Raw genomic sequence first — 12,115 nt, 5'->3', positions numbered from 1 at the left:
AAATTATTTACAAACCTTTTCGTACCTCTGCTGGTTAGATGAGGTCTTTTCAATTGCCTTTATATTACCTTCCATTTTATTTACGTAGTTTAAAAATAAAGTCCCAAGCAGAAGTCGATCCTTTCTGGGTATTCTATTCCATACATAACCCTTGAACAGATCTTTAACAAGAAAGACTTCACCTTCATTCAAGTTTTCAGTTTCCTTAATAGCTTCTTCTAGTAACTCATTAACATCACCCATGTTGTCATCTCCTTATCAATAACAATATCAACAACATTGTTAATAAGATTATATGCCTTTTACCAATTCCAGTCAATGAAAGAAAACCACCTATCAAGAGAATATATCTCCTGAATGGTGGTCATTCATGAAGGTTATGTTTATACATCTACTTCTACACCAGATTTAAATTCAATAGTTAGTTTGTCATCATAAACCGTTATTTTCTCTATAAGTCTCCTTACTAGTTGCTCATCATACTCCTCAAGGAGGGTGGATTGTTCATTTAGGAATTTTTCCATCTCTTCTAGTCTTTGCTTGGAACCTTTTTTGCCTGCTTCTTCTGCTAAAGCCTTATGTCTTTCCTTTCTGAGCCTGTAAATCTCATCAGCTATATCGTTATAATCCTCTTTGGAATTGGCCAGTCTCAAAAGGTCTTTTTGTAATTCCTCTAGCTTTTTATCTATCTCGGAAACAATATTATTGTCCGTTTCACTTATCACTGTTTCTATATTTTCCTTTAAGATAGTTAAAAAGCCATCCTTTTGCCCTATTAGTTTATTAATTGCCTCCACCGTAGCAAGGCCTATCATATCCTCCAGCACGGTTCGGGAATGACAAGTTAACCCTGTATTCTCAAGTCTACTGACGCATCTCCAAACAATTGATTTTTTACCTCGGTTATTCCAATGAACTCTACGGTATATTTCGCCACACTCACCACAGAAGATAATTTGTGAAAATACATGATTTGAACTAAAGTTTCTTTTCTTTCCGCTAGTACTTATATGTCCTCTACTTCTACGAACTAACTCTTCTTGTACCTGCATGAAAATTTCACGCGGGATAATGGCTTCATGGTTATTCTCTACATAATACTGAGGTACGATTCCGTTATTCACAACCCTCTTTTTTGTAAGAAAATCTACCGTATAAGTTTTTTGGAGCAGTGCATCACCAATGTATTTTTCATTGCTTAATATTTTCCTTATAGTACTGGTATGCCACCTTTTTTTCCCCGCACCTGTAAGTATGCCATCAGCTTCAAGTCCTTTTTTGATTTTATCCATACTGGAGCCTTCAAGATACTCTCGGTAAATCCTTTTAACTATTTCAGCTTCCTCCGGCACAATTACTAATCGCTTATTTTCATCTTTGGTATATCCTAAAAACCTAGAACAATTGACCATTACCTCTCCCTGTTGGTATCGGTATTGATAGCCAAGCTTTACATTCTGGCTTAATGACTGGCTCTCTTGTTGCGCCAAAGATGCCATAATGGTAAGCATAATTTCACCTTTGGCATCCAGTGTATTGATATTTTCTTTCTCAAAATATACCGCTACATTTTTATCTTTAAGTTTCCTGATGTATTGTAGACAGTCCAAGGTATTTCTAGCAAATCGGCTTATTGATTTGGTAATAACCATATCAATTTTCCCAGCCATGCACTCATCAATCATTCGATTAAATTCATCACGATTTTTTGTATTTGTACCGCTGATACCATCATCAGCAAAGATCCCTGCAAATTCCCACTCTGAATTTTTCTTAATAAATTCAGTATAATGTTCAATCTGCACTTCGTAACTACTAGCTTGTTCATCACTGTCGGTAGAAACTCGACAATAAGCAGCAACCCGAAGTTTTGGTGTTTCATCTTCTTTTCGATTGTTGCCCATGCGTTTTATTGCAGGTATAATCATTACATTTTTACTAACTGCCATCTTACTGTCCCTCACTTTCTATTAAGCTATAAACATACTCCGCTTGTGTAAAAGGATTTGTATACTTCTGAATTACTTGTCCTATGGTAAACTTCTTAGAAATAGTAGGTTTGTCTTCTTTCTTGGGTTCAAAGATTCTACCTAGCTTTTTCGCTCTCTTTACCCTCTCTGCTTCTGCTTTTTCGTAGGTCTCTTTATCAATGATGGCAGGGTAATAATCATCACCAAGATAACGTTCGTTTCTTAGCATCCTTCCAGCAGTTCCATGATAAGCATCTATTCCAGCAGTCTTTGCTGCGACCGATAAAGAAAGGCCTGATAAGTATCCCCTATACAAACTCCTAACCTTTTCAGCTTTTTCTTCATCGATAACTGCTCTACCATTCTCTATCCTATAGCCGTAAGGCGTATGTGCCACTTTTCTCACATCCTTTCCCTTAGTGTGATTCCGCATTTTAAAATGAAACCTATCTCTACTCTTGAGAAGACAATTATTTTTTCAACATAATCATTAAAAAGTTGGTCGTTAAAGTCACTTAACATTTCAGCCTTATTTGTAAATTTTATTAAGTTACTGACTTCCTGCACCTTTGATAATTCTCCATTTAAGGCATGAATTAATGCTTCTTTTTGCTCCATATAGTTGTTTGCTTCCATTTGCAGTTCATTGTTTTCTCGATTAAAAAGGGCAGGTTCTAGATATCCCTTCGCCATAAGCTTTACAAGCAGTTCTCTCTGTTCCGCGTTTTTTTCAATTTGCTTCTCTAATTCCTGAATTCTTGAAAGGTTATCAGACTTGTTCATTCCACGTAAAGCCTCTAATAGTGGTTGTAGAATAAGTTTTCTGCCGAAAATCAGCTTATTCATCATCGTAACAAATGCCTTCTTTATATCCTCATCTCGAATAAACTGCATGGAACATTCTGTTATCTGCTTTAAGTGTTTGCTACAACACCAGGCTACGTATTTTCTTGCACCAGATGAATGAATTCGCCTTTTAAAGGTACTACCACATTCCGAGCAAATAATTTTTCCAGAGAAAGAATACCGGTTTTGGTATTTATTGTTACGCTTTTCTATGCCCTTTTCTTTTGCCCTTTGATTTAAGGCAGCTTCTACTGCTTCAAATACTTCATGGCTGATAATTGCCTCATGGTGATTTTCTATTAAATATTTATTTTTCTCACCATAATTGGTGCGCTTATTAAATCGGGAATCTGTATAAGTTTTTTGCAGTATAGCATCCCCAGTATATTTCTCATTTTTTAATATCCCTCGAATTGTAGTAGCAGTCCAACGAGCACCTCTTTTAGTAGGTATACCCATTTGATTAAGATCATCTGCAACTTTCTGTGTACCTTTGCCCGATAATACTTCTGCGAAAATATACTTCACGATTTCTGCCTGCTCAGGGTTTACCACCATTTGACCATCAATGTTGTCATAACCAAATGGTGGGTATGAAATCTTAAAAGTTCCGTTTTGAAATCTCCTTTGAACTGCCCATTTGTTGTTTTCCGAAATGGAAATGGACTCGCTTTCTGCAAGTCCACTTAATATAGAAAGCATCAACTCACTTTCCATTGATTGGGTATTGATATTCTCTTTCTCAAAATAGATGTAAATACCCAGGTCCAACAGTTTACGAACCATCTCTAAACAATCCGTTGTGTTTCTTGCAAACCTACTAATGGACTTTGTAATAATTAAGTCAATCTTCTTGCTTTCGCAATCTGATAGCATTCTAAGAAGTTCTGACCGGTTTTCTTTTTTAGTCCCACTGATCCCCTCATCATAATACAAGCCAACATATTCCCATTCTGGGTTTGCCTTTATGTAAGTCTCATAATGGGATTTTTGTGCTTCTAGGCTCACTAACTGTTCATCACTGTCCGTAGAAACACGACAATAAGCAGCTACTCGTAATTTTGGCTTGATAATTGATGTACCCTTATTCCCGTCTATTTTTGTTATCTTTTTCATCGACTCACCTCCTTTTTGGTAGGTCACATATTACCTCTGAACGCCCAGTATATCAAGGAATATCGGGCATTATCTGTGCTAACATAGGTGAGAAAGTTTCGCGGTTTAATAGCATAATTTTGTTGAACTCTTCCTTTGAAATAAGACCCTTATCAAGCATTTGATGTAATAGCTTTTCCGCCCTATAATAATCAAATTCTCTTTGAAGAGCCTCGGCACTTAGATATTTCCTTTTTGGATTTAATAGTAGATCCTGTTTATCTGTAATTTTAGTAATCTGCATATAGGTAACCTCCATTTCTACAGGTAGACCCCTGCACCTATATGCAAAAATCCCTAATGATTCGAACCCCTAAAGGTCAAAAAAAAATGACCCGAAGAGCTATTACACTCCTCAGGTCATAGGTAAAAGTGTTAATCATACTTTATAAACGCATCCGTAAAGCCAGCCTTTTTCGCTTTGGCAAGCTGGGCCTCTGCATTGGCTTTTACGGAATAAGCACCGATTTGAACGCGGTAGTATTTCTTTTTCTCTGTTTCTCCAGATTTAGCTCCTTCACTTAAGAGGCTTTTTACATCTGCACGAAATGTATCCATGCTCTTTCCATGCTTAGGAAACCAGTTTTTCGGATCACCATGATTACTTGCGATTCCTCTTTGATAGCCTTCATAATGGCCAATAATATCTTTTTCAGTTAGATTGTATAATTTGCAAAGATAAACACAAAGCTCTACCGCTTCTTTATAAACCGCATTAAAATACGAGGCATCGGTCAATCCATCCTCGCATATTTCAAAACCAATATGTGTATCATTTGCACTTCCTCCAGCATGCCACCCTCGATGGTCCCATGGTAGAGTTTGATAGGTAGCAATTGAACCATCCTTAAGTTTTCCAATGAAAGCATGGACACAAACCTGTTTTCCATCGGGCCTATCCTGATTCCAGTGATTATTGTACTGATTTACACCTAATAAACCATCATCCGGCCCAACATATCTACGAAGATAAGGATTGTTGGCACCGGTGCTATGAACCATGATACCTTTCGGTGTAATCTTTTTACCTGCCTTATAACAAGCATTTTCAGTCAGAATAAGTTTTCTTAGATTCAATATTCCTTACCTCCTTTATTATGCAACTGAACAAGGATATCTTTTAATTTTTCTGGTATTGGTAGTCCTAATCGACCAGCATTTTCTAGCATAGATACACCTTCATTGGAGCAATAGAAAAAGATGATAGCAGTCCGAAGCACGCTCCCATCTCCGATCAGATTTGTATCAATCAAATGTCCAACTCCAACTAGAATAAAAATAAGTACTTTTTTGAATATGCCCTTAAACCCTATTTCACTTGATAGTTTCTTTTCAACAATGGCACACATGACACCGGTGATATAATCAGCCACCATTAATGCCACTAATGCATATAAAAATCCATCAAAACCTCCTAAAAACCATCCTAAAAGTCCACCAAGTACAGTAAACGCAGTTTGTATCCAACTCCAAATTTCCTTCATTATTTTTACCTCCTTCATGATTGGTGCATATATAAAAAGAGTGTCTGCATTATCGCAAACACTCTTGGTTCAGTGTGTTAATTATATTTGTTTAGGTAAGGCTTCCCATAACCTCATATCCTCCTGTCCCAGAGACCATATCGCAATCCCCCTAAGCTTCCATCGATACGCTGCCTCATTTGCCCAATAGACTAGGCTATCCACGTCTTGGTAGTAAAGAATTGAGAAGCCATCAGCATCCCCGAGAAATAGGCGTGAAATCCATACATTAATGTCCTTAGGCACAATCTTTACTGAATAGTCATTTCCACAGACCAATGATAAAAGCTCTGAGTGAAAAAAATCATAATCCATGGAAATATCCTGACTTCTTGTTGAAGCTTCCTCCACATCACTGTTAACTGTAAAAACCTGAAACTCACTATCCCATGTAACACCAGTTCTTTCTAGTCTCCCATACTCCGTTCTAGTTCCATCTGGGAAGATTACATCAAATCTTTCATAAGGTTCATAAGTCCAGGCATCTCCTAATCTTATTAATTCACATAGAATACGTCCATCCGATTGAATTCCGGCATAACCACCTGAATAACCATCAAGCGACGCTGTGAATCGCAAAATACTACTTGCTCCAGAATAAACCCTTACAGAATTACTACGTATCCTCATTTCAATGGTGTACATTCTTGGATTTGAGCGAAGATCTGATGATGGAGTTTTAGAAATTTCGGTTGCATAGCTTCCGATTAGAGTAGAACCATTATATAGTTCAATACGCTGTGAATTAATATTTAAACAGCAAAAGAGTTCTCCACAAAAAATGCCAGCTCGACCACTTCCATCTGAAGGAAAAGCTAATCTCGCTCTTAAATGAACATCTGAGAAACCATTATATTTCCACGCCAACCTCCCATGTCCATCAAGCTGTGAATAAGGGCGAGTAGCTGGATCATTCTTGTTCTGCCACACCTCCCACTCTCCGCTTAATGTTGTCCAATAGCTGGATGGAAGCGGATTTTCATCTCGAAAGTCCTCATACCAAATTAGTGCTGAATCAGGCTTTCTACGAAGTACTTCCGTTGTCAATTTAAATCCTCGATCGGGCTGAACCATTAAACCGTTCACATCTTTAAACTGGCGAGGGGATAACATGAAGTCAGCCTCTCCAGCAGAAGGCTCTTCACTAAAGCTTGAACATACCCGAAATCCATAGAACTGTACTCCTGTTACTGAGGAACTAACTGTGACAGTATGAGTTCCAGCTGAAAGATATACACTCGAAGCCAAAGAGCTCCAGCAAGTTGTTCTCCAATATGGCCACCATAACCTACTCTCACTAAATACCTTATTTATTCCGTCAAGCGAAACATGGATAGTATTCTTGTCCCAAAAAGGAAAAGAAAAGCGAATAGCTACATCATAAAAACCAGCAGATTCTATTTCAAATTCGTAGGTGGCTTCACCTTCATCTCCAAGTGTAATAAATTGAGATGAAACTGATACATTACCAAAATAATTATCAGGTGTTCCACCACTACGGTCTATAAAGATTGTGCCAAATTCAGTTTTTTGTTGCTTACTATAGGCGGTCAAATATCTGCGACGACTATAGGATTCCTCAAGTAATGGGTATGTTCTTGAAACAGCATCCCAGCCTTCCATGTAGTCATACACATGTGGTAACGCCCAAGGAACCTTATCATAATCATCCCAATACGCAATGATTGGAATCATTGGTTGAGGTGGCCCGTCATCAGTAAAGTTATATCCTCCTGTCATCCAAAGCTTTGCTGCATAATAAGTGTTTGAAATCCCACGATATGTTATTCCAAGGTTCTCTGGTGTATCATGTATCCTCCAGTTCCAGCCATAGGCGGGCAATCCCAAAAATATTTTTTCAGGATTCATAACCCGAACAGCATAATCATAAATACCTTCCAACCAATCCCTCGGAGAAACCGGTCCCGGAGCAGAACCAGCCCATGCCATGCCATAACTCATAATCGCTGCCGTATCACAGTACGGATTTAAGTCTTCATAGACACACCAATTTTCGCCACCAACCGAGCCTTGTACTCCCGTCATTCCTGGTAAACAAATATTAACGAGTTTAGAAGAATCATAGGCTTTGACAGTATTATATATGTCACGAAATAGGGCATTGGCAGCATCCTTGTTCTCGTAGCCACCTCCACGTTCCAAGTCTATATCAACCCCTGCACACCATGGATACTTTTCCATAATGCGAATGATCTCAGTAAGAAATTTATCCTTCGCACCACTGGTATTATTTCTAAGGGCAGTAAAAATAGAAGCTGTACCATGATTCATAATAGTCAGTAGCCATTTGATATGAGGCCAACGGTTAATATAGGTAAGCATACTGGATATGCTTGTTCCTGTTTCTGTTATTGTCCCGGTGATATCCACTTCAAAAGTAAAAATACCCACCGTATCAATTCGATCACCATAGTCTCGTAATGCTTGATACATGCGGGTATTCCCCATGAAACTCCAGACCATACAACGCTTACCTTTTAAATAGTCAATCAAAGGCGCTCACTTCCTTCCTGCATTTCTTGAAACTCAAATAATACCCGGGCTGATTTTCTGTCTTCTAGCTTTATCACATGTTTGCTATCACCGGATGCTGTATATTGAAAAAAACCTTCCTTATCAGTTGGGTTTCCGTTCTTTAAACACTGCCTAGTTGATGCTAGTAGCGAAAAGGTATCACCTGGACTAACTGCCTCATTAAATATCACCTTGTGCGCCCCTGCTCCTTGAGACAATTGGATACTGCCTGCAGCCATATTTTGGTTTGGATAAATATGACAGTCAAGGCCAGCGGAAGTTGAACCCAGATTGAAGAGAATAATCGTCTCTCCGCTTCGAACTACTCCATTATAAAAGCGAACAGGAACAATTGTCTCATTCTCTCGATATTTTTGCAGCATGCTCTCTGTGTTAGTTGTATAACCAGTAAGGTGATTTCCTTCCTGTGCTTGAATATCAGTAAAATATACCGTACCTGTACAATCTTCAAGAAGTAAATTCACTGTTACGCTTACTACTCGTTTATCCTCTTTACAATGAATCGTCTCGGTAAATCTGGTAAATGCAACTGACATTTACACCACCTACCCATCCAGCGTCCATTGTATTTCTGACACATGACCAACCCAGCCCGTAGCAACAGAGCCACCTTGCAAAAGCATATCCGTAAAGAATACCTCACCAGTACAATCAGTAATGAAAAGACGGATGGTAAGCGACTTTATCTTGCCAAAACCTCTCGGTGTAATAGCATGAGCTGTCTGTGAAAAATAAGCCATATCGCTACCTCCTTCCTAATAGAGATCAATAAACCTAGTTTCTGTCGAACCGTCCTCATATTCAATGACAACTTCAATTCCAACTTTTCCGTTTGGCCCTTTCTGTAGATTTTCCGATGCAATCTGCGCTGAAAATGTGTAACTCTTTCTACTAGCAGGATACACAGTCTGTGATAGACTTTTTGTCATTCCTAAAACTCCCTCAGCTTTAAAAGAAGCTGATCCTGATACCCCATTATTAGGGTCCACTGTAAAACCTGAACTTAACCAATAGGTTAACCCGTCATCAGCTCGTGAATTTCTTAGATGATTAAAAGGAACTAAGTCTTTTACTTCCTGACGGTCAAGAACATCAGCTGAAGATAAAATATCAGCAGCTTTATCCCAAACAGCAGATGAATCCCCCAGTTCTCTTAACGTTGTTGATAGCTCCAGCACTGTTTTCCATGGTTCTTGGAGATTATATTGTCTGCGTACCACACGAGTTTTGACAGATAAATTCAAATCTCTATCATCCACAGTTACTATATCACCTAGTTTCCATGCCTCATGCTCATATCCTGTCAACACTGATAAGTCCATTGCAGAGAGAACATATGAGATTCGTGGCTTCGCATACTGAGCTAAGCGCATATTAGCGAACTCAAGCAGCTGATAAGGGTTGCTGATTGATGAAGCATCCAGCGTTCCTACTCTAACTTCTGATGAATAGTTATAATCCTCAACATACTCTTTATTACCATTGATAGAAGCAAATGTTATACCATCTTTTCCATAAGCATAAAGGCGAGTGATTAGACTTCTAGTATCCACTACGCGCTGTATACTTTTCATGTTCTTTCTATAGCAAAATAATGCCCCACTATCAGTACCTCCAAATGTCAAGAGATGTACCAAACGATTGGCACTATCGAAAATCAAGTCGCCTCCATGAATATTCTGTATTGTTCGTAGGATAGCTAATGCATTCTTTTCTGTTGATTGCCATGTACGTTTAGTATTTACAGTTACGTTTCCTAATGACCAGCCAGTATTAAGTAAGGCATAGCGCATAGGGACTTCTGGTGTCTCTGCAACAAATTCCATGGGTTCTTTTTCAGCACTAAAAGAAAGATCATAAAATGCTGCTTCCGCATATACTTGAGTTACAACTCTTCCATCGGAGCTTTTCTCATCTGTTATAGTTCGAATACGATAAACATCATTAACAATCTGCACCTGTTTTTCATTGTCTAATGTCTCTCGCTTGGAATCATGAAATGGCAGTTTAAACTCCAGAATATCAGCGCCATTTACTTCACTTGTTACTACAATATCAAAGGCATTTTCTAACACTGCTTCCCAAGCCCCGTTAGTATCCAACACAACTGGTCTTGCAAATCCAAGTCTCTCATAAGGAGGTTTTGGTATATCATGTAGTTGTATTTCAAGAAGTTTAGGAGTTCTACTGGTGTCTTGAGTAGATAATGTAATTCGATAACGAATATATTCTCTGTTTGGAGATTGTAATTCCCCACTTGTTCCAATAGCCTGCCATTCAGTCCAACTAGACAAATCATCTGATGTAGAAGTTTCAACTAAGCTTATCGATGTTATACCTGCAATGTATTCACTTGTAACTGATACTCTACCCGTTCCAGAAAGCCCACAGGCAGCTGCTATCGAATAAAACTGGCCACTTTGTGCATAGACTCCGCTTGTTGCTTTTAGTATGACAGAACCAGGGTCCACAAGAGCATCAACATCAGCAGTGCTGTCTCCACCGTTTGCCAAAATTGAAGATTTAAAATAGAAAATAAGATCCTCCATGGTAAGCGAAGAATCTTTTTCATAGAACCAGTCATCAAATCCTCCTGCGTAATAATAGGTATTTGCATGCATCCCCATCACAATGTCCGCAACACAGGATTGATTTAAGTCTCCCGTGAATGTTCGAACTGGAGATTGCCAGACAGCCCCATCACTTCGATCGCAAAGTAAGTTCTGTACCCTTTTGCTGTTTACCTCAATGATTGATGCAATAAAGTACCACCCGTTATTCTTTAGGGGAATAGTAGGTGTTTCTGTCTGGTCATATATCAGGGAGCCGGAAGAATTATACAGCATTAATCGCAACCTTCCCTGAAATAAAGAAACATAAAAAATTGGTTGGCCAGGGCCTTGTCTAGTATTGAAAATCGGGATATACGTCTGCCCCACAGAATAAGTAGTTGGGTTTATCCATCCACCAACAACAATCTTTTCACCTAAATCACTAAAAAAGCTACCATCATTGGTAGCCACTAAATGCGTCTTTTCACTTGTTGGATTAATGATATTCTGCCTAAAATATCTTCCTAATCTACCAGATGATAAGTTGGCTGATGTGCCTGACCATCCGGATACAAAGAAGTTTCTGTTATGACCAGAATCATCTGCAAGCATGTTATTGCTATCTGGTGTAGCTTCATTAAATCGCCAAAGAGCAACTGTCTTCTCGCTTACAGGAAACTCACCTGTAAAATCTGTCTGTGATGTTAAGATTGATTTAATTGCCACAAGCTCACCTCCATCTGCTTTTAGCCATAATCTTCAGCTCCGAAAAAGTTGCTCCCGCCACTGAAACTGTTATTTCATTTTCACCTTTGTGCAGTATAGGAAAGTTAAGCTCATCCAAGCCTGCAAGCCCATTTCTAAGTGTATTTCCGTTTGCATCGGTTATTTTTGCAGTTACTAATCCACTATCAATGACAAGCACTTCATCTGCTGCCAAAGCCCCAAATACTCGTAGTTCTTTGCCATTTGTCGTAATAGAAATGTAGGTGGATGATGAGCTGCTGATTATCCCCTTAAGTTGATAAACCGGTTCTGAATCCGCATTCCCAGTTAACCTTTTAATTTCATGAGCACCAACACTGGAAATCGTAAATTGTTCATCTATCAGTGCATAGGCGTGTGGATCTGGACAAATAAATTTTAATTCAAAGGCTCCAGCAGTTCTAAGTAATCTCTCACAATCTACTTGTTCAGTAAGCCGAGCATAAAAGTATCGATCGGGAATATCCTCTAATACAAGCTGCTTGAGACCATTCATTGGATTAAGCCATTCTGCAATAGAATCTAAAACGCTCACTAAATCTGCAAAACTCTTTTGAGGATATACATTACAGCTGATTGTTATGATCCGCTCTGAACTATCACAACCAAAATCTGCAACTCCCGCCTTTCCTGGAACAACCTCATACGAATTTCGTAGAGCGGGCGATGCCTGCCACCTTGTAAGTTTTGCTTTTATCTTCATATTTTTTGAATTGATACCATTATAAACGAAGCCCATACATCGCCC

Annotated in this window: 12 protein-coding genes; all 12 read right to left on the bottom strand. The window is 38.7% G+C overall.

Annotated features, from left to right (window positions below; genetic code table 11):
- Positions 1–3: 3 nt before the first annotated feature.
- Positions 4–243, bottom strand: a complete 240-nt coding sequence (locus FC14_RS01260) for a single-stranded DNA-binding protein (protein ID WP_056975877.1) — start codon at positions 241–243, stop codon at positions 4–6.
- A gap of 140 nt (positions 244–383) precedes the next feature.
- Positions 384–1,949 (bottom strand): recombinase family protein, encoded by a 1,566-nt coding sequence (locus tag FC14_RS01255; protein WP_056975876.1) that lies wholly within the window; start codon positions 1,947–1,949, stop codon positions 384–386.
- 1 nt (position 1,950) lies between these two features.
- On the bottom strand, positions 1,951–2,367 hold the full coding sequence (locus tag FC14_RS01250; RefSeq protein ID WP_004103225.1) for a recombinase family protein: 417 nt from the start codon (positions 2,365–2,367) through the stop codon (positions 1,951–1,953).
- Between the two features lie 5 nt (positions 2,368–2,372).
- Complete coding sequence (locus FC14_RS01245; RefSeq protein WP_056975874.1) at positions 2,373–3,932, bottom strand: recombinase family protein; 1,560 nt, start codon at positions 3,930–3,932, stop codon at positions 2,373–2,375.
- Between the two features lie 52 nt (positions 3,933–3,984).
- Positions 3,985–4,215, bottom strand: a complete 231-nt coding sequence (locus FC14_RS01240; RefSeq protein WP_004103221.1) for an SHOCT domain-containing protein — start codon at positions 4,213–4,215, stop codon at positions 3,985–3,987.
- A 131-nt stretch (positions 4,216–4,346) separates the two neighbouring features.
- Positions 4,347–5,048 (bottom strand): N-acetylmuramoyl-L-alanine amidase, encoded by a 702-nt coding sequence (locus FC14_RS01235; protein WP_009052873.1) that lies wholly within the window; start codon positions 5,046–5,048, stop codon positions 4,347–4,349.
- Entirely contained in the window at positions 5,045–5,455 is a 411-nt protein-coding gene (locus FC14_RS01230) for a phage holin family protein (protein ID WP_004103217.1), read from the bottom strand. The genes FC14_RS01235 and FC14_RS01230 overlap by 4 nt, the downstream gene beginning before the upstream one ends.
- Before the next feature lie 81 nt (positions 5,456–5,536).
- Positions 5,537–8,008, bottom strand: a complete 2,472-nt coding sequence (locus FC14_RS01225; protein WP_056975872.1) for a glycosyl hydrolase family 18 protein — start codon at positions 8,006–8,008, stop codon at positions 5,537–5,539.
- On the bottom strand, positions 8,005–8,586 hold the full coding sequence (locus tag FC14_RS01220; RefSeq protein ID WP_009052875.1) for a hypothetical protein: 582 nt from the start codon (positions 8,584–8,586) through the stop codon (positions 8,005–8,007). Before FC14_RS01220 ends, FC14_RS01225 begins: the two co-directional genes overlap by 4 nt.
- Before the next feature lie 9 nt (positions 8,587–8,595).
- Positions 8,596–8,790, bottom strand: coding sequence for a hypothetical protein (locus FC14_RS01215; protein ID WP_009052876.1), 195 nt, complete (start codon positions 8,788–8,790; stop codon positions 8,596–8,598).
- A gap of 15 nt (positions 8,791–8,805) precedes the next feature.
- Positions 8,806–11,328 (bottom strand): phage tail spike protein, encoded by a 2,523-nt coding sequence (locus FC14_RS01210; RefSeq protein ID WP_056975870.1) that lies wholly within the window; start codon positions 11,326–11,328, stop codon positions 8,806–8,808.
- A 4-nt stretch (positions 11,329–11,332) separates the two neighbouring features.
- Positions 11,333–12,106, bottom strand: a complete 774-nt coding sequence (locus tag FC14_RS01205) for a distal tail protein Dit (protein ID WP_056975868.1) — start codon at positions 12,104–12,106, stop codon at positions 11,333–11,335.
- Positions 12,107–12,115 lie beyond the last annotated feature (9 nt).

The sequence above is a fragment of the Ligilactobacillus agilis DSM 20509 genome (assembly GCF_001436215.1).
GTDB classification, from domain to species: domain Bacteria; phylum Bacillota; class Bacilli; order Lactobacillales; family Lactobacillaceae; genus Ligilactobacillus; species Ligilactobacillus agilis.
The sequence above is the reverse complement of the archived record's forward strand: the minus strand, read 5'-3'. Positions and strand labels throughout refer to the sequence as shown.